The following is a 19,028-nucleotide window of genomic DNA, read 5'->3' on the forward strand; positions in this document are numbered from 1 at the left end:
CTGCAAGGGATATCACGCGGCTCATTAGCCGCTGCGCAAGGCATAAGGGTCACCCAGCAAAGAGTGGCCCCGGGAGGAAAACAGAACAGCCTGGAGGAGAGAGAATGCGTAACCTGTTGAGAACATCGATCGCTGCGTTAGCCCTCGTGACTGCCTTTCCGGCATTCGCAGTCGAAAATGTCGTCTGGTGGGACTTTCTGTCCGGAGGCGACGGCGTGCGCATGAAGGCGCTGATCCAGCGCTTCAACGACGAGCATAAGGACAAGATCCAGATCACGGGCACGACGCTCGAATGGGGTATCCCCTACTACACCAAGCTGCAGACATCCGCCGCCGTCGGCCAGGGGCCGGACATCGCCACCTACCATCTGTCACGCCTGGCAGCCGCAGTTGCGGCCAAGACCGTCTCGCCGATCGATCCGAAGGAGCTCGATGCCGTCGGACTGAAAGACAGCGATTATCCGCCGAACGCAATCGCCGCCTCGACGGTCGATAACGTCCGCTATGCCGTCCCCTTCGACGTGCACGGAGAAGTGCTCTACTATAACAAGACTATACTGAAAGAGCTGGGCGCATTGGGCAACGACGGCAAGCCGACCGGCATCGACACGCTGGAAGGCTGGCGCGCGGTGCTGGCCAAGGCGAAGGACGCCGGCAAGAACGGCGTCGTCATCTCCTCATCCAACGGTGATCTGCGCGATATCTATACCCTGTTTGGCCAGGAAGGCGGCCAACTGACAGCCGACGGCAAGTTCCTGCAGGGCGACAATTTCGACAAGATGGAAAAAGCCTACAATGAAGTCGCCGATTGGGTGAAGCAAGGCTGGGCCCAGCCTTATATCGACACCGAGACCATCACCCCCACTTTTCTCGCCGGACAATCCGCCTTCTTCCTGAACGGCAATTGGGAGCTGCCGACCATGGAAACCGAAGTCGCCAAGGGCAACGGTTTCGATTACGGCATGGTCAACATTCCGGCCTGGATGGGCAAACCCGCCAACTGGTCTGACTCTCATTCCTTCGTGATCCCCAACAATGTCGGCAAGACCATGACTCCGGAAAAACGCGCCGCGGTTCTCGAAGTCATCCGGTGGATGAATGTGAATTCGCTGGAATGGGCTGCCGCCGGCCATATCCCGGCCTATCTGCCGGTCAGCACGTCATCAGCCTACAAGGCGCTTAAGCCGCAGGCGGACTACGCCGCCATGGCGCTCAACGCTTTCTACATGCCGAAGACGCCGCTGACGGGTGCAGCATCGAAATTCGACGACGATTGGCAGAACATGGCGTCGGGGCCGCTGAACGGCGACGGCGACGTGAAGGAAACGCTCGCGAAGTTTCGCGATCACATGAACTCTCAGTGACGCTTTCTTCAACAGCTCCGGGGCTCTTCCTGCCCCGGGGCTGCGCTAACGAGAGAGGTGATGGATGGCCGCCGTCAGCAACAGGAAACAGGATAATGTCGTTGCAGCGCTGCTAGTCGCACCGGCGGTCATCGCGTTTCTGGTGATCTTCGCCTATCCGACATGGCGGATGGTGGCGATGAGCCTGACCAATGCGCCACTGATCGGACCGGGCGAATGGATTGGCCTCGACAATTATGCGCGCCAACTCTCCTCACCCCAATTTCAAAAGGCGCTTTTGAATACGCTCTACTTCATCGTCCTGACCGTCGTCCCCGGCACGTTTCTTGCGCTATTCATTGCCATGGGCATCAACCGCCTGAGCGGGCGCATACAGATGCTGGTTCTCGCCTGCTTTTTTCTGCCTTCGATCCTGCCGGTGTCGGTAGTGACCCAGATCTGGACCTGGATTGCAAACATGCAATACGGTGTCATCCAGAATGTTATCGGTCTGTTTACCGGCGGGCGGGCGCTCCCGGTACTGCGTTCGCCAACCTATTTCATGCCGTCGGTTGCAGTGGTCACCATCTGGTGGACGATCGGCTTCAACATCCTTCTGTTCCTTGCGGCACTGCGCAGCATCTCGCCCGACGTCTATGAGGCGGCCGCACTCGACAATGCCAACCGCTGGCGCGTGTTTTCGAGAATAACCTGGCCGCTGATCTGGCCGGTGACAGCGCTGGTTCTGACGCTGCAGCTGATTGCGCAGTTCAAGATCTTCGCCCAGCCCTATCTGCTCGGCTATTTCGCCCATACGCCGGCGGATGCGCAGGCCGTTGTCATGACCGTCATCTACGATCTCGCCTTCAAGCAGAACAAGGGTGGCGAGGGCGCGGCCGTCGCGACCATCCTGTTCGTCATCATTCTCATCGCCTCCGTCCTGCAATATCAGTTCCTGCGTGCGCGAGGGGAAAAATGAGTATTCTCACGACAAGCGCACAAACTGACCTGACCGCGGCAAAGAGCCATGTCGCCTCCCGAGGCTGGAGCGGGCACGCGCTGACCGCCCTGACGGCGTTCGGCGCTCTCATCTGGTTCTTTCCGCTCTACTGGGCGGTCATGACGTCGATCAAATCGGACACCGAGGTGGTAAGCCGCTCGCCCGGGCTCTTCCCGAAAGCACCGACGCTCGAGCCCTATCGCTACGTGATCGAGCATTCCAGCATCGTGCAATGGTACATGAACTCGGTCGGCACCTCGGCGATCATTGCAGTTCTGGTGCTTATGATGAGCGTCGGCTGCGCCTACGCACTCAGCCAAATCCAGTTTCCCGGCCGACGTGTGATTTATGGGGCATTGATCGCCTCGGTGATGGTGCCGGCGGAGGCGCTCATCATCAACCATTTCGTGCTGATGAACATGTTCGGTCTCATCAACAGCTGGGGCGGCATCGTGTTGCCGCAGCTGGTAGTGCCATCGGTCATCATCATTCTCAAGCAATTCTTCGACCAGATTCCAAAGGAATTCCGCGAGGCGGCGATGCTTGACAACGCCGGGCACTTGAGAACGCTCTGGAAGATCTATGTGCCGATGAACTGGGGCGTGATCACTGCGCTCGGCATCACAACCTTCATCGCGGCATGGAATAATTTCCTATGGCCGTTCCTCGTCGCAACATCTGACAGCACAATCACCATTCCGGTCGGGATTACCCAGGTGAAGGATGTTTTCGGCGTGCGTTTTGCCAAGGACATGGCCGCCGCTGTTCTGGCCGGCCTTCCCGTCGCCATTCTCTACCTTGTCTTTCAGAAGCAGATTACGCGCGCCATCATGCTTTCAGCCGGAATAAAAGGATAGGCAGCCTGCGCCATGGCAGGACGGGATTGCGGGAAATCTCTCCGAATCATCCGAGACCATGCGACCAGCGCGATAACGTCAAAACATGGTTCCGATAGACTTGCCTGAAGCCGCGGAAGGATCTGTAGCCAAGTGCCTTGACCATGCGCGAGAGGGAAGACGGGCCTTCGATTGAAGTAAACTCAACGTTTGCTTTCTTCTTCGGCAAGCTTGTGCACCGCTTCGATCAGTTCGAGTTCCGGTCAACCGCAAATTATAACAATGTTCTGGTCAACCTTAGGACACGACGCTGTGCCGGACGTGGTGATGTTTATTGCTTCCAAGCCCTCTGGCTGTCGAGTTTCACGACGCTTTAACCCGAATTTTCATTTGAGGGTGGCCCACTGAGTCACGGGAGCGGGCTGAAAGCGCCGGAGTTTGAAAAAATAATTCGAAGTGATCCCATTTCTGCGAAATGAAAAACCTATCAAATGAATGGATAATATCGAAATTTGTATCGCATTGTTGTGATGCGGCTGGCGACCCATCGCAATCGCGCAGCAGGTCAATTGGGACAAAATCATTGCAAAGGTAACTTTTGCTCGACGCGCTCCAGCCTGGATGCGTCCGAGTCGGTCGTCAACAATCTCTCAGCTTCGAGGATGAGGCGTTCGTTCGTAATCGTGAGGTTGGAATTCAGTTTGATACCGGAATGGCTCATTGCACGAACCACCGTAGCGAACATTTCAAGTCGAGGGCGCGCTGGACGTCGGCCGTGTTCTGCGTTCTCAAAAACACTTTAGTTTGATGTAGCCTTGTTTGGGAGGTCATGATGAAAATCACAAGACGAGCTTTCACTGCGGTTGTGGCGGGTGCCATCGCGGCGCCACTGACGAATATTCAAACGGCAAGGGCCGCCGACAAGGTCGTCCGTATTGGCTTCCAGAAATATGGAACTCTGGTGCTTCTCAAGGGCAAGGGAACGCTCGAAAAGAAACTCGAAGCAATCGACTATAGGGTCGAGTGGGCAGAGTTTCCTGGCGGCCCCCAGCTTCTCGAAGCGCTGAACGCAGGTGCCGTTGATTTCGGCTCGACCGGCGAAACGCCGCCGATTTTCGCTCAGGCAGCGAACGCTCCGCTTATCTATATCGCGCATGAACCGCCCGCCCCGCGTGGCGAAGCCATTCTTGTCCCGAAAGATAGTCCCATAAAGTCTGTTGCGGACTTGAAGGGAAAGAAAGTCGCCTTCAACAAGGGATCGAACGTGCATTACCTGCTCGTTAAAGCTCTCGAAGAAGCTGGCTTGACCTATGAGGACGTGGAGGCATCCTTCCTGGCACCGGCCGACGGCCGCGCAGCCTTCGAAAGGGGCGCGGTCGACGCGTGGGTCATCTGGGATCCCTTCCAAGCTGCCGCAGAAGTGGCGGTCGAAGCGCGAGAGCTTAGAAATGGAGAGGGTATCGTCCCCAATTACCAGTTCTATCTCGGCACCAGTGCGCTGGTCGACAATCACGCCAAAGCGGTTGATGTCTTGATAGACGCAATCTCCGAGATCGACGCATGGACCAAGTCCGATACTGCGGCCGCGGCCGCGGAACTATCACCGTCGGTCGGCATCCCAGAACCTATCCTCGTCAAGGCGCTCGAGCGTCAATCCTATGGCATCAGCAGCCTCGATGCTTCCGTCGTGGCGCAGCAGCAAGCCATAGCCGACGTCTTTTTCGAGCTCAAGCTCATTCCCAAGAAGGTGACAGTCGCAGACGTTGTCCGCAAAAACAAAGTGTAAGCCTTTCTTAAATCTGCGGAAATGGTTCAAGCGGGGAGACCAGGTCGTCTTCTCGCTTAATTTTCATGCCGGAGCACCGCCTTCGCTAAGAGTGCGGTGCCACTTTCTGCAAATTGCTACGAGGCAATTTATTGCGTGTCTCTGTCCCGCGCTCTCTTAGAGTGGGTTGCAATTGACAGGGAAGATCATGACACCATTGGAACTGAAGCTCGAACCGGAACGCCGCACCCTCACCATTACCTGGGAAGGTGGCGACACATCTCTCATTCCCGCTTCCGTGCTGAGGCGGCACAGCCGCTCGGCCCAGGCGGTTCGAGCTTCGCTCGATGGGCGCGAGGGAGCCTTCGAGAACGTGACAGTAGCCGGCATCGAGCCGATCGGCTCCTATGCCGTCCGGCTGGTTTTCTCGGATGGGCACGATCGAGGAATCTACCCCTGGCAATACCTGCGCGAAATCGCTGATTCATTGGCTTTAGGAATGATGCATGGATAATTTTGTAGAAGGCCTGGCCGAGGTCGAATGCGACGTGCTGGTGATCGGCGGCGGCACGGCAGGCCCCATGGCGGCGCTCAAGGCAAAGCAACGAAATCCCAAGCTGAACGTCATCCTGCTCGAAAAGGCCAACGTCAAGCGCTCGGGCGCGATCTCCATGGGCATGGACGGCCTGAACAATGCCGTCGTTCCGGGTTATGCGACGCCCGAGCAGTATACCAAGGAAATCACCATCGCGAATGACGGCATCGTCGATCAGGCGCCGGTCTATAAATATGCGTCGCGCTGCTACGAGATCATCGAGGAGCTGGATCGCTTCGGCATCCGCTTCCAGAAGAATGCCAATGGCGATTTCGACCTCAAGAAAGTGCATCACCTCGGCACTTATGTTCTGCCGATGCCGAACGGAGATACCGTCAAGAAGGCGCTCTATCGGCAGCTTCGCCGCGAACGCATCCTGATCTCCAACCGCTACATGGCGACGCGACTTCTCACGGCCAAGGACGGCAGGATTGCCGGCGCGATCGCGGTCAACACGCGCTCGGCAGAATTTCTTGTTCTCCGCGCGAAGACGGTGATCCTCTGCATGGGGGCGGCAGGCAGGCTCGGCTTACCGCATTCCGGCTATCTCTTCGGCACTTATGAAAACCCGACCAATTCGGGCGATGGCTATGCCATGGCCTATCATGCGGGTGCTGCGCTTGCAAACCTCGAATGCTATCAGATCAACCCGCTGATCAAGGACTATAACGGCCCCGCTTGCGCCTATGTTGCGGGTCCCTTCGGCGCTTATACCGCCAACAGCGATGGCAACCGTTTCATTGAAAGCGACTACTGGTCGGGTCAGATGATGCAGGAATTCTATAACGAACTGCAGTCCGGCAAAGGACCAGTGTTCCTGAAGCTAAATCATCTGCACCATGATACGGTCGGCGAGATCGAGCAGATCCTGCATAAGGTCGAGCGCCCATCGCGCGGGCGCTTCCACGAGGGGCGTGGCACCGACTACCGCGACAAGATGATCGAGATGCACATTTCCGAAATCGGCTTCTGTTCGGGTCATAGCGCCTCGGGCGTGTTCGTCGACGAATTTGCACGGACGACCGTCGAAGGCCTTTATGCTGCAGGCGACATGGCAAACGTCCCGCATAACTACATGCTCGGCGCCTTTACCAATGGTGCCGTTGCCGGAGAGCACGCGGCCGATGTCGCCTCGGCAACAGAGCTTCCCGACTATGATCGTGAGTTGGTGGTGCGCGAGCGCGAACGAGTGCTGGCACCCACGCGGCGCGAGGACGGGATTCCGCCGAACCAGCTCGAATACAAGACGCGCCGCCTGGTCAACGATTATCTGCAGCCGCCGAAGGTGACTGCCAAGATGCGGATCGGCCAGGCGCGGCTCAGCGAAGTCCGCGACGACCTCGAGACCGGGCTGGTGGCTCGCGATGCCCATGAACTGATGAGGGCGCTCGAAGTATCGTCCATTCTTGATTGCGCGGAGATGGCAGCCCACGCCTCGCTTTTCCGAACCGAAAGCCGCTGGGGTCTGTATCACAACCGCGTCGACTATCCGGAAAAGGACGACGACAACTGGTTCTGTCACACGCTCCTTAAGAAGATCGACGACCGCATGGTCTCGGAGAAGCGGCAGGTCCAGCCCTACGTCGTCCCGATCGAGACCGAGGAACGGACGGCCTACGAGCGTCTGCGTGTTCAAAAGCAAGCCTGACAGGAAGATCCATGCCTCTCGCCCTTTCCCCAAGTACAGTGCCCGTGACTGTCGATGACGCCAAATGCATCGCCGACAAAGGTTGTACGGTCTGCGTCGACGTCTGCCCGCTCGACGTCCTGCGCATCAGCGATCTCACCGGCAAAGCTTACATGAAATTCGACGAATGCTGGTACTGCATGCCGTGCGAAACCGACTGTCCGACTGGGGCCGTCACCGTCAACATTCCCTACCTGCTGCGTTGACATGAGCGCCTTTGAACCTTTCGAAGACTTCGGCGATATCGAGGTCATCGCGGAACGCCTGCTCGATCAGGATGCCGCCATCCGCCGCCTTGCTGTGATCGAGCTTGCGGAAACCGCCAGCCTCGAAGCCCTGCCGCACTTGATTACCGCAGCTGGCGACGTCAGCGAAGATGTCCGCCTCCAGGCAGCGATCGCTCTCGCCGAATTCGATGGCGTTGATGCTGCCGCAGGCCTGGCGCGATTGGTCGTCGACGACGATCATTCGGTCGCTCAGGCCGCAGCGGATGGCCTGGCGGAGTTGAAAAATCACGAGGCGGGCGACAGCCTGCTGCCTCTTCTGGATCACGCAAGCGCCTTCGTGCGAGCGGCGGCGTTTCGCGGATTGAAAGGACTACGGCTGCAGCATGCGCTCGGCCCTGCCCTCGTTGCGCTACGCGACGGGGACGCATCGGTGCGCGTGCAGGCTCTTGGCACGATCGCCTACCTCAAGCTCGACTCGACGATACCATCCCTCATCGCCGCGACGCGCGACGAGAACATCGAGGTGCGCGCCGCTGCGGTCAGTGCCCTGACGTTCACGACTCAATCGGCTGCAGCAGAGGCCGTCGCGACCGCCCTTGGCGATGCGAACTGGCAAGTCCGGGCGGCGGCGGCGGAATCGCTTGGCCGCATCGGCCATAATTCGGCGGTCGAGGCGCTGTGCCAGACCCTTTCCGACGACTATTGGCAGGTGCAGCAAAAATCGCTCGGCGCGCTCGGCAAGCTGAAAGCAAATACCGCCCTGCACCGGATTATCCTTCTGCTTGAAAGCGACATACCGACCTTACGCAAGGAAGCGGCGGCCGCACTCGGCGAGATCGGCGACCATAGTGCCGAGGAAGCACTGGCCATGAACATTGACGATCCGGATCCGGATGTGCGCAAAACAGTGCGCTGGGCGCTTACTCGCCTGGGTTAAGCAACATCAGGAAAAGGGGGTGTCTTAGACGCCGCCTTTCGAAACCATTGCCATCAGCAGATGCGGCCGTTCGATGCGGATATGTCGCGGCGTGACCGTCAGCAATCCTTCCTTCTGAAAACGCTTCATCATCATCGTCACCCATTGCCTGGTAGAACCGACCATCGCGGCAATTTGGTCGTGGGTCACCTTGGCGTTGATGATAACGGCATGACCATCCCGCACGCCATGCAGCTTTCCAAGGTTCATCAGAAACTGGGCCAATCGCTCGATAACTGAGCGGGTCCCGAGCATCTGTGCCATGGCGGAATAGCTTTTACCTTTCGACGCCAGGCCCTGGATAAGACAGAGCGCAAAATTGGGCAGTTCGACGATCAGCTTTCCCAGGACATGAGCAGGCAGGAACAAAATTTCGCAATCATCCATGGCCTCGCCCGACCAGATATGCGTGCCGCCGCCAGTCATCTCGGGACCGCCGATGAAGTTGCCCGGTGTCCAGTAGGCAAGCGTGATCTCACGACCCGACGGCGCGGAATAAAAGACGCGCACGGAGCCGCGCTCGATGATGAAGATACCGCCGTGCTTGTCCCCCTGAGTAAAGATCGTTTCGCCAGCTGAGAAGCTGAGTCGCCGTCCATGGCTTCGTAATATCGCCCACTCATCGAGCTTGAGCGGATCGAGAAAATGCGCACCCTCGTCGAGCCCGTCGACGGTCTCACTGAGAAACAACGACTGCGCGCCGGGCAGGATAGCCTGCCGAGGCAACTCAGGGTCAGTATCGCGCAGTACGCGCTTACGCCCCGGCTTTAGCGGCTCCGGCTGTGCGATTTCAACATCCAAGCTCATCGTCGATAGCCCTCTGGTATTCAAGAGAGGGTCAATAGATATAAAATCTATGGATTATAAAGAAATATAATTGCAAATTCGGCTGTGAATGTGGTCGTTTATCGCGATGTCGCTACAAACTCACTCTGCCAACCCGACATTAAACCACTGAGATCTCTAATTATTCGACTTGATGGCTGTGCTCTCAGATCCGCGAGATATGGCGCCGCGCTGCCAGCCCCATGATGCAAATTAATTGCTTCCGCCGTCTCGCCCCACACCACATAAATCTGCACGACGCCGGCTGATGAACGGTTGCTAGGCGTCTCCGCAAGAATTCGGAAAGTTGCTGTCGCGGGACGACGGGATCACAGGGGGTGGCACAATGCATATTCGCTCAACATTGGCAGCTGCAGTTTTGACTGCGATCAGTTTTACCGGCGCGGCTCATGCCGAAACCATTCGCGTCGCGATCGGCACGCAGGACACCACGATCAATACGGCGACCGGTGGTCTTTTGATCCGGGAACTGCACCTTCTCGAAAAATACCTGCCGCATGACGGCAAATACAAGGACGCGAGCTACGACATCCAATGGAAGAACTTCACCAGTGGTGCACCGATCACCAACGAGCAGATTGCCGGCAAACTCGATTTCGGCGTGATGGCGGACTTCCCCGGTTCCTTCAATGGTCTCGCGCATTTGAAGGCGGGACGCAAAAGCCTATTCGTCTCGGTCCTTGCGGGTAGCGTCAAAGGAAGCGGAAACGGCATCGTCGTGCCCACAGACTCCCCGATCCAGTCCATCTCGGAACTTAAGGGCAAGACGATTTCGGTCCCCTTCGCCTCCACATCGCACGGCCTATTGCTGCGCGCCATCAAGGCTCAAGGCTGGGATCCGGAAACCGATGTCAACATTGTAGCTCAAGCCCCCGAAGTCGCCGGCGCCGCTCTGAAGTCCAACCAGATCGAAGCGCATGCCGATTTCGTGCCCTTTGCCGAGCTTTATCCCTGGCGCGGCTTCGCGCGGAAGATCTATGACGGCTCGCAGGCGAACGGACCGACCTTCCATGGCGTGCTCGTCGATGCGGACTACGCCGAAAAATATCCAGAGGTCGTCACGGCCTATCTGCGCGCTGCGCTGGAAGCCGATCAATTGATTGCCAAGGAGCCGGAGAAATACAGTGAATTGATCGCGAAGGTGACCGGCGTCGAAGCGGAGGTAGATTATCTGTTTCACGGCCCGCTTGGTCTGCAGACCCGCGATCTGACCTGGAAGCCCGAATACCGGCAGGCCGTCGGCACGGCGATCGAAACGCTGAAGTACCTGAAAAAGGCCGACACCGGCCTCGATGTCGACAGTTTCATCGACGATCGCTTTATCAAGGCCGCCTTCAAAGCATCGGGTCTCGACTATGAAGCGAGCCTGAAGAACTATGACCAGCTTCCGCTCGACGTGAAGGACGCGGCAACGGGCGAACCGATCAAGGACCCAAAGCGCGTCGCCGAGATCTGGGTCAAGGACGAGCCGCTCGTTCGCCACTACGCCACGGCGGAAAATGCGTTCAAGGCTTTGAGGACGCTCGAAAGCGAAGGTAGGAGCATCCGCGTTTTCTATGCTCAGGATCGGGAGAGCGGCATCAAACTGCTCGGCAACCAAGCCTGGTTCGTTCGCAACGAAAAGGGGGAGATCAGCGCCTTTCTGCTCAAGGAAAATGCTGAAGGCTGGGCCAAGGCTCATGGCGGCGCAGTGCTCGATTTTGCCGTCGCCAAATCCTCTGTCGTGGCAAGCAACTGAGGCCGGGAATGACGACGTGGATGCGCCCCGATTATGTATCTTGGCTGCGCCGTACAGGATCGATCGCTATCTGCCTTGTCCTATGGCAGGTGGCGTCCACTCTGCGGCTCGACCTCGGCCTCGTCACCTTCCGGAACGTGCCTTCGCCCGTGGAGGTGCTTATGGCCGGCCTGGCCTTTGTCCGATCGCCAAAGCTCCTCTCGCATGTTTCCAGCAGCCTCGAAAGAGTATTTGCCGGATATGCAATTGCCAGCGTCGTCGGCATTGCCTTCGGCTTGATCATTGGCTGGTCGCGTAACGCTTCAGATTTCCTGCTCGCACCTCTCGAATTGCTGCGGCCGATCCCGGCGGTTGCCTGGATACCCCTAGCAGTGCTGATGTTCCCGTCGTCCGAGCTGTCGATGATCTTCATTACATTCACCGGTGCCTTGTTTCCCATCCTGCTCAATACTGTTCACGGCGTCGAGGGTGTTGATCCGCGTCTGATCGCAGCCGCGCGCAGTCTCGGCAGTACCCGCCGCGCGATGCTTTTCGAAGTCGTCCTTCCCGGCGCCGCGCCAAGCATCGTCACGGGCCTCGCCATCGGCATGGGCACCTCATGGTTCTGTCTGGTGACGGCCGAAATGATCTCCGGGCAATTCGGCATCGGCTATTACACCTGGGAAGCATATTCCTTGCAAAATTATCCGGAGATTATCGTCGGAATGATTGTGATCGGCGTGCTTGGCATGGGCAGCAGTACCTTGCTGCGAGCCGCCGGCAATGCATTGATCCCGTGGCAGAAGAAGGAAAAGGCCAGATGAACACCCACCAACGTCTGCCGCGATCCGAGACGGGGAGAATTCTGGCGGAACGGGTTTCCATCCGTCTGGGCAAAGGCAAAGCCGCCTTTGAAGCCGTTTCCGACGTCAGTTTCTCCGTCGCTCCCGGCGAATTCGTCTGCCTTCTCGGCCCATCCGGCTGCGGAAAATCGACACTTCTCGGCGCACTCGCCGGCCATATCGAGATCGCCGGCGGTCGATTACATGTCGACGGAAGCTCGGTCAGGGGCCCGCATCCCGAACGGGGGATCGTTTTCCAGCACCACACCCTGTTTCCCTGGAAGAGCGCGCGCGACAATGTTGCGTTTGGGCTCAAGATGCGCGGCGTCGGAAGACAAGAGCGGCATCGCGAGGCGCAAAGGATGCTCGACCTCGTCGGCTTGAACGGTTTTGCCGATCGGTATCCGACACAGCTTTCGGGCGGCATGCAGCAACGGGTGGAAATTGCCCGCGTCCTGATCAATCAACCGCGACTGCTGCTCATGGACGAGCCCTTCGGAGCGCTCGATGCCCTGACGAGGCTGAAGATGCAGGAATTGCTGCTCACCATATGGGAGCAATTCCGCAAGACCATACTGTTCGTGACACATGATATCGACGAAGCTCTGCTGCTCGCTGACCGGATCATCGTCATGAAGGCACAACCTGGCCGCATTCATGAAGAGCTCATCGTCCCCTCCCCGCGGCCGCGTTCGACAGATATCATTGCATCGCTCGAATTTTCGCGGCTGAAACGTCATTGCCTCGAACTGTTGCATGAAGACAAAAGCGCCGACACGCTTCCGCGGCTAACGCCGCTCGGCTTGGGGAGAGCGGTCTAAGGAGGCACCACATGATTCATCGCGATTGGCTCCAAGAATTTTAGACAGTTCGCGGTTAATCGATCCGGTATAGCTTTGGAAGGAAAGCGAACCAATGAGGCATGAGGATGCCAGGTTGGCTTGTCGCCGGTTCGTGCAAGGTGCTGCCACGTCTCACGAACTGATCGCCCTTGGAAATAACCGCAGCAATGAAAATCAACTAATATTTCGCGCTTTGCTTTTTGCTGTTCGCCTTGCCCCATCAAGCGGGGCAAGAGCATTGTCGTAAGATCCCTGACGTCTTACCGCCGATCAGGCAACTTCCTCTGACAGCCTTTCAAAGATCGGCTTCAATCTGCGATGGCGTCCGAGCGGCGGGAGCTCAATTTCAACAAGGCGTCCCGATTTCTTCTGTCGTTTCAGCCATTCACGCAGGGTTTCGGCGCTCGTATGGTCAAGATAATGCAGGCGGGCGCCGACAATCCTGATCTTGCGACCCTCGGGAAGCGTTTCCAGCGTGTTTAGCAGGGCTGGAACATCCTTGCATGTCGCCACACCGACGAGGTCGAGGTGGATGGTTTCATCATCCTCCAATCTGTCGATAGCGAGCTTGCGACGCAGATAGGGGAGAATTTCCAATATGGATAGCGCAAGGCCGAGCGCCACGCCGACGAGCAGGTCCTGAAGCACCACCATTGCCACCGTCGCGGTCCAGATCCCGACGGGAACCCAGCCGTGATGATCGAAGAGGTGACGAACATGATGGAGACTGATCAACCGCCATCCCGTCACCAGCAGCACCGCTGCAAGTGCCGTCAGCGGCACCATCGCGAGCAGCTCCGGCAGAAATGCCACTAGGCCAAGAATCCAAACGCCGTGCAGCACGGCCGAAGCCCGGGTTCTCGCACCTGCCTGAATATTGGCGGACGATCTGACGATGACGCCGGTGATCGGCAGCGCACCCAGCAGACCGCAGAGCCCGTTGCCGATGCCTTGCGCAAACAGCTCCTTGTTGAAGCGGGTTCGCACGCCATCATGCATGCGATCGACGGCGGCGGACGACAGCAGCGTTTCCGCACTGGCGATCACCGCGATAACCAGCGTCGTCACGATGATACCGGGCTCGACCATCCTGGCAAAACCATCGAGCGTCGGCAGCGAAATACTGTCGATGAGAGAGGACGGCACCTCCACCCTGGCGATCGGCAGCTGCATCCCGGCCGTCAATATCGTGCCGGCCGCGACCCCCACCAGAGCACCGGGTACCAGCATCAATGGCTTCGGCCTGAACTTCTCCCAGGCGACCATGGCCAGCAAGGAAATCAAGCCTACGAGGAGAGCAACCGCTTCCTGGGTCAGTCCCGCGCCCCACACGCGGCCAAGGGTCTGCTCCATGGCAGTGACGTTTTCGATACCGCCGGCAGCAGGTCTTGCCCCCATCAGCACATGGACCTGGCCAAGAATGATGAGGATGCCGATCCCGGCGAGCATGCCGTGGACCACCGCAGGCGAAATGGCGCGAAACCACGATCCGATCTTCAGGAATCCGGCAAGGACCTGCAGCAATCCCGCCACGATGAGAACCGGCCCGAGCATGGCAGCGCCATATTGCTCGACAAAGCCGAAGACGATCACGGCGAGACCAGCCGCCGGTCCTGATACCTGAAGCGGAGATCCGGCTAGAAGGCCGACGACGATGCCGCCGACAACGCCTGAGATGAGGCCCATGGCCACCGGAACGCCTGAAGCCACGGCGATGCCGAGGCAGAGCGGTATGGCGACGAGAAACACGACGAGCGACGATGCGAAGTCTCGCGACAGAACAGAGCTTGATATCATCGGCCTACTCCGCAGCTTGCGGCATCACATGCGGACGACCACGGCCGGTGACGGCGACGGGCAAAGGCCTGTCCTCCATGATATCCGTGAAGCGAGCGGCCGAACCGTCATAGACCAGCACCTCGCCCGTCTCGATATCGAAAAACCAGCCATGCAGGGTAATGTCGTTGGTCGCCAATTTGGCCGCGACCGAAGGATGCGTGCGCAGATGGTCAAGCTGGACAACGACGTTTTCCATGGCAATGGCGCGAACCCTTTGGCGCTCCGGCAGATCGGCAGGATAGGCTTCGCAAACAATCGAATGGGCCGCATGGCTATGTTTCAGCCACGCGGCGACATTCGGCATCGGCTTCAGGAGATCGGGATGGCAGAGCCCTTTCATTGCGCCGCAATCGGAGTGCCCGCAGACGATGATATCGCGAACGCCGAGCGCGACGACCGCATATTCTATCGCCGATGATACGCCACCATTTGCCGTCGAAAACGGGGGAACGATATTTCCGGCATTGCGGCAAACAAAAAGTTCGCCAGGGCCGGATTGCGTGATCGTTTCGGGCATCACCCGGCTGTCGGCGCAGGAAATCATAAGCGCTTGTGGTTGCTGTCCCTCCTCCGCCAGCCGGCGATAAAGTGCCCGATGGTCGGGAAAGACGGCTCCGCGAAAGCTGGAGATCCCTTTAAGCAAATCACCCATTGTCGAGTCCTTGTGATGGGCCGGACGGCAGGCAGGGGGCGTACCCATGCCCGGCGGGTTGGAATGCGCGATCATTTCGCAAGTGCGAGATAGGAACAGGAAACAGGAAGAAAATAGCGAAGTCGGAATTAGTCGGATCTAATTTATAAAAATCTTGTGATTGGATTGTGAAATGGATTTAATCGACACCGCCTGCCTATGAATATTTCGACCGATTTGATGGGCGACATGAGTCTAACCTGCAACAGTCTTCAGACAATCTGACGCTCGGTCATTTTCGCGCTGGATCTCTTTCATTCCCAGGAGATATTAATCCGTTAGCGGAATGATTTGAACGCGCGCAGCGGCCGCGCCATTTCCGCACAAGGATACGTCATGACGGCGCAGATTATTGCGGCATGGGCAGTACAGAACGGATTCTATCTACTGGATTCATGGAAGTATCGTCGCAGTGACGAGGCGCGCACAATCACCCTTGAAATCAAAAGACTCTCGGTGGTGTTAATCGATGAAAGGGCGGGATTGGCTCCGCGGGTTGCTTCCGCCTTGTTCAAAGAGTTGTTTTCCGGGAGTTCGAACGGCAAACTCGACCGATTTTTGTTGGATCGTTGAAAGCACTAGAGGAGCTTCAGTCGGATATTCGTCCTTGAGAATAAACCTGATCACGCGTGGGTCCGGGGGACTGATGGTACGCCGCCCGAAAGCTTGTTGCTTTCTTTTCCACCCTCCTCCCCACCGGCCACGGCTGGCGCTGCCCTGCGAGGAATGAAGTTAGTTCCGTCCCTAAGCATGCGTGCAACGCCACCGCCAGCTTGCGAGCCAGCGCACCGCGCGCCTTTCACGGTCATGGCGACGCGTCCTGCCCGCCGGAGGCTCTTCGAACCAGGCGGGCAACCACCTCCGTGCGGTTCTGCGCCTGCAACTTACGCATTATGTGCTGCAGATGCATCTTCACCGTATGCCCCGACAAATTGAGTTTTCCTGCAATTACCTTGTTTGAGCAGCCGCATTGCAACTCTGCGAGGACGTCCGCCTCCCGGGGGGTGAAATCGGCAATCTGCAAATACTGAGCCCTATCATCCAGGCTTTTTTCGGCCTCAATTCTGAACGGAATATGCTCGTTTGAGCCGTTTGTAACAGCTCCCAACAGCTGTGGGCAGAATGTTCCTCCAGCCAGAACAAGACGAAGACCGGCAAGGGCGATGTCAATGGGAAGTGAAGTCGAGAAAAAGCCACGGATACCCATCTGGAGTGCCTGACGAACTATGTCGACATCATCCGTTCCCAAGAGCAACGTGATAGGAACATCGGGAAATTGTGCGGCAATTACCGTGAGATCGTCGCGCAGGCTTGTGCTCTCAACATCTCTGCCGGCTAGATCTAGCGCTATCAAACGCACCTCGGCTCCGAGAGCTCTATCGAGACTCTCGGTCGAGATCATGTCGATAAAACTCCACCCGGCGAGTTCACGCTCAAGAAGCTTGACCACAGTTGTCCGCGCCAGTGTGGAATGCTGAATTACGACAATAGTTGGTAAATTGCGCCGCATTTGACGCTTGGTTTTAGCACTGTTGGACATCTGCGTGCTCCCCCGGAATATTGGCAGCCCAACGGCAATACGTATTATTCCTGTTCTCATTTCATGTCATGACACAAAAAAGGGGTACTCTCGATATCAATAGTCTTATCTTTCATGATAGTTCTTATAGCCAATGAGCTCAGAGCGATAGACAACCCATGCATGCGGAGCACGTTGAAAAAGCTTGATTGTGAAGACATGCGGAATCGACTATTCGCTGCAGATGACACATCTTTTCGCGGAATTCGTGTGTGGCAAGCAACTCAACATAGCTTTCAAAAGCACTGAAAAGACAATCAATCTTCGGCATATCCATTCAATAAAGAGTAGTTGGATGTAATCAGATGCTGATCAACCTGCGTTTGATACCATATCTCAACTTAAGGCAGTTACAGCACTGCACAGGCAGATACCGGGCAAACGTAATGGCATCTGCCGGTCGTATCGACGGCAATGCGTAGAAGGTCGTGGTCGAATGTTCGATTTTCCACGTGAAGCGATCGTTCCGCGTGATGTTGGGCCAGGAGACGAAAGCCGGCGGAGGAAGTGATCTACCATACCGCTTGAAATGGCCGGAGGAACGGTTTCGCGCCGTCGCGGTAATGTGAGTGAGGAGACTATCCGCTAGGTATGGATGAAGCCGAGAATGTCGTCTACGAGAGCCGAATGGGCGTCCGTGAGGTTACCGCCTCCGCCATGGCCACCGATGCCGGCCAACTGAAGCGCATGCTGATCGTAGAGCACGTGATCGATCTGTTGAGCGTCTGCCGTCCCGCCGGCGGGAACGGCAATATTGATAGGATGGAAATAGGCGAGATTGACGTCTACCATGCTGCCGGTTGACGATCCGATCCCGCCGCCGCCCGCCGCGTGGCTGCCGGTAAAGATCGTATCCGACGACATGTTGAAGCCGCCGCCGTTGCCGCCGACACCCGCAATCTGCATGCTGCCCTGATCGAAAATTGCGTTGTTTGTCTGATGTGCCTCCGCCGAACCGCCTGCGGCACCCACCGCGATGTTGATCGGGGAAAAGATGGCTACATTCACGTCGACCATGCTGCCGACGAAAACTCCGCTGCCGCCATGCCCCGCATAATTGTTACCAGTAAATGTAACTGCGGTTCCCGGGCTCATCGTCGAATCGTGGATCGCGACATTATGATCTCCGCCAGAGCCGCCGATGCCACCCATCTGGGTCGCCCCCTGCAGGAACATAGCGTTGTTCGATTGATCGGCGTGAGCCTCAGCGCCAGGGCCAACCGCCACAGCCGTGTTCACGGGGGCAAACACCGCAACATCGGAGCTTACGAGCCCGCCGAAAAATAGACCGTTGCCGCCGGTGCCGGCATGATTGACGCCACCGCCGCCGCCGATGGCAACATTGCCGCTCCCGCCATTCCCGCCAATCCCAGCCATTTCGGTGGGATGCTGATTGATCAGCGCATCGTTACCTTGAAAAGCGTCTGCGCTCGAATGAGGTCCTGCAATAGCCGCATTGGAGGGCACGAAGATCGCCAGTGCGTTGCTGTCGATCACGCCGTCGCTTATCCCGTCACCGCCACTGCCGGCTGAATTATAGTTCGGACCCGACGTGACATCCAATGGAAGCCAGGTCGGCACTAGCGCCAGATGCCCCACAGCCGAATTGGAGGTGAGGTTCTGATCGGTGCCTGTTTTGGGCAAGTCTTCCGATAAGGGCCGAATTTCCGTCATTACCATCTCCATTTCGCGGTCAAACGCACACCCCAACGAGTGTGCGGCAGCGCATGCAGCTTGAATTTTTGAGGTATTGTGCATCTGAACATGAGAAAAGCAGAGCCTGCAATTCGTCTACATCCCGTCGGCTAGTTACTATAGCCATTTGGCTGTCATGGATGCAGAACCCCCTTGTACGAGTTTGAAGGCACCAAATCCGCCTTTGGATTGGAGGTCCGGCATTATGTGCGCCCGCTTTTCCGGCCAGGGAATACACCCGCCTTCAGCCTTGAACAGAATCTCCTCTGCCATGCGCAGCATGATCAGAATCCCGGAATTTGGCCGGTACGCCTGAGCGACCGTTGCGACGAAAGCAGCACCGCCTCGACGAGATCGCGGACATAGTCGTTGGCCATGCCATCCGGCGCCAAATCAGGAAGCATCAAGCCGAAACAACGCCGCTCCATCTCCAACGATACGTCCGAAAGAACATCGCCGAATATCTAGATAGCTCACGAATTAAATCGCGGATAATATTAACCTGCGGTTGTATTGGCTGGCGATGAGATGCTGGATACCCACGCCGT

General features: G+C 57.4%; 18 protein-coding genes. 12 read left to right on the forward strand and 6 right to left on the reverse strand.

What is annotated here, in order from left to right; genetic code table 11:
* Positions 1 to 104 precede the first annotated feature (104 nt).
* From AC13RM_RS03540 to AC13RM_RS03575, 8 genes are all read left to right on the forward strand, one after another.
* Entirely contained in the window at positions 105 to 1,364 is a 1,260-nt protein-coding gene (locus AC13RM_RS03540; protein WP_488554565.1) for an extracellular solute-binding protein, read from the forward strand.
* A gap of 64 nt (positions 1,365 to 1,428) precedes the next feature.
* Complete coding sequence (locus AC13RM_RS03545; protein WP_285171049.1) at positions 1,429 to 2,322, forward strand: carbohydrate ABC transporter permease; 894 nt, start codon at positions 1,429 to 1,431, stop codon at positions 2,320 to 2,322.
* A 140-nt stretch (positions 2,323 to 2,462) separates the two neighbouring features.
* Positions 2,463 to 3,200, forward strand: coding sequence for a carbohydrate ABC transporter permease (locus tag AC13RM_RS03550; RefSeq protein WP_285171170.1), 738 nt, complete (start codon positions 2,463 to 2,465; stop codon positions 3,198 to 3,200).
* A gap of 811 nt (positions 3,201 to 4,011) precedes the next feature.
* Positions 4,012 to 4,965, forward strand: coding sequence for a sulfonate ABC transporter substrate-binding protein (locus AC13RM_RS03555; protein WP_285171048.1), 954 nt, complete (start codon positions 4,012 to 4,014; stop codon positions 4,963 to 4,965).
* 187 nt (positions 4,966 to 5,152) lie between these two features.
* Positions 5,153 to 5,458, forward strand: coding sequence for a gamma-butyrobetaine hydroxylase-like domain-containing protein (locus AC13RM_RS03560; protein ID WP_374817914.1), 306 nt, complete (start codon positions 5,153 to 5,155; stop codon positions 5,456 to 5,458).
* Entirely contained in the window at positions 5,451 to 7,187 is a 1,737-nt protein-coding gene (locus AC13RM_RS03565; protein ID WP_488554566.1) for a fumarate reductase/succinate dehydrogenase flavoprotein subunit, read from the forward strand. Before AC13RM_RS03560 ends, AC13RM_RS03565 begins: the two co-directional genes overlap by 8 nt.
* An 11-nt stretch (positions 7,188 to 7,198) precedes the next feature.
* A complete protein-coding gene (locus AC13RM_RS03570; RefSeq protein ID WP_064841978.1) occupies positions 7,199 to 7,432 on the forward strand; it encodes a 4Fe-4S dicluster domain-containing protein in 234 nt (77 codons plus the stop codon).
* Position 7,433: 1 nt separating this feature from the next.
* Positions 7,434 to 8,390, forward strand: a complete 957-nt coding sequence (locus tag AC13RM_RS03575; protein WP_285171037.1) for a HEAT repeat domain-containing protein — start codon at positions 7,434 to 7,436, stop codon at positions 8,388 to 8,390.
* A gap of 24 nt (positions 8,391 to 8,414) precedes the next feature.
* Here AC13RM_RS03575 and AC13RM_RS03580 read toward each other — a convergent pair whose 3' ends face one another.
* Positions 8,415 to 9,236, reverse strand: coding sequence for a Crp/Fnr family transcriptional regulator (locus AC13RM_RS03580; RefSeq protein ID WP_374817923.1), 822 nt, complete (start codon positions 9,234 to 9,236; stop codon positions 8,415 to 8,417).
* A 364-nt stretch (positions 9,237 to 9,600) separates the two neighbouring features.
* Between AC13RM_RS03580 and AC13RM_RS03585 the strand changes: the two genes are divergently transcribed.
* The 3 genes from AC13RM_RS03585 to AC13RM_RS03595 are packed head-to-tail and all read left to right on the forward strand — an operon-like array spanning position 9,601 to position 12,655.
* Positions 9,601 to 11,013, forward strand: a complete 1,413-nt coding sequence (locus tag AC13RM_RS03585) for an ABC transporter substrate-binding protein (protein ID WP_488554567.1) — start codon at positions 9,601 to 9,603, stop codon at positions 11,011 to 11,013.
* An 8-nt stretch (positions 11,014 to 11,021) separates the two neighbouring features.
* Positions 11,022 to 11,816: an ABC transporter permease gene (locus AC13RM_RS03590; RefSeq protein ID WP_488554568.1), complete on the forward strand. Its 795-nt coding sequence runs from the start codon at positions 11,022 to 11,024 to the stop codon at positions 11,814 to 11,816.
* Entirely contained in the window at positions 11,813 to 12,655 is an 843-nt protein-coding gene (locus tag AC13RM_RS03595) for an ABC transporter ATP-binding protein (protein WP_113232411.1), read from the forward strand. Before AC13RM_RS03590 ends, AC13RM_RS03595 begins: the two co-directional genes overlap by 4 nt.
* Before the next feature lie 291 nt (positions 12,656 to 12,946).
* On the opposite strand, the gene AC13RM_RS03600 is transcribed toward AC13RM_RS03595, so the two are convergent.
* Together AC13RM_RS03600 and AC13RM_RS03605 are read right to left on the reverse strand one after the other, a co-directional pair.
* Entirely contained in the window at positions 12,947 to 14,473 is a 1,527-nt protein-coding gene (locus AC13RM_RS03600) for a SulP family inorganic anion transporter (protein ID WP_488554569.1), read from the reverse strand.
* A gap of 4 nt (positions 14,474 to 14,477) precedes the next feature.
* Positions 14,478 to 15,167, reverse strand: a complete 690-nt coding sequence (locus AC13RM_RS03605) for a carbonic anhydrase (protein WP_113232609.1) — start codon at positions 15,165 to 15,167, stop codon at positions 14,478 to 14,480.
* A 375-nt stretch (positions 15,168 to 15,542) separates the two neighbouring features.
* Here AC13RM_RS03605 and AC13RM_RS03610 point away from each other — a divergent pair, with 375 nt between their 5' ends.
* Positions 15,543 to 15,779 (forward strand): hypothetical protein, encoded by a 237-nt coding sequence (locus AC13RM_RS03610; RefSeq protein ID WP_113232413.1) that lies wholly within the window; start codon positions 15,543 to 15,545, stop codon positions 15,777 to 15,779.
* Positions 15,780 to 16,011: 232 nt separating this feature from the next.
* On the opposite strand, the gene AC13RM_RS03615 is transcribed toward AC13RM_RS03610, so the two are convergent.
* The 3 genes from AC13RM_RS03615 to AC13RM_RS03625 all read right to left on the reverse strand — a co-directional run bounded on the left by AC13RM_RS03615 (position 16,012) and on the right by AC13RM_RS03625 (position 18,887).
* A complete protein-coding gene (locus AC13RM_RS03615) occupies positions 16,012 to 16,773 on the reverse strand; it encodes a LuxR family transcriptional regulator (protein WP_374817975.1) in 762 nt (253 codons plus the stop codon).
* 597 nt (positions 16,774 to 17,370) lie between these two features.
* The gene (locus tag AC13RM_RS03620; RefSeq protein ID WP_113232415.1) at positions 17,371 to 18,459 is read right to left on the reverse strand and encodes a hypothetical protein; all 1,089 of its coding nucleotides are present in this window, start codon (positions 18,457 to 18,459) and stop codon (positions 17,371 to 17,373) included.
* Positions 18,460 to 18,764: 305 nt separating this feature from the next.
* Complete coding sequence (locus AC13RM_RS03625) at positions 18,765 to 18,887, reverse strand: hypothetical protein (protein WP_488554570.1); 123 nt, start codon at positions 18,885 to 18,887, stop codon at positions 18,765 to 18,767.
* Positions 18,888 to 19,028: the final 141 nt, after the last annotated feature.

This window comes from Martinezella sp. CNPSo 3732, from assembly GCF_057784515.1.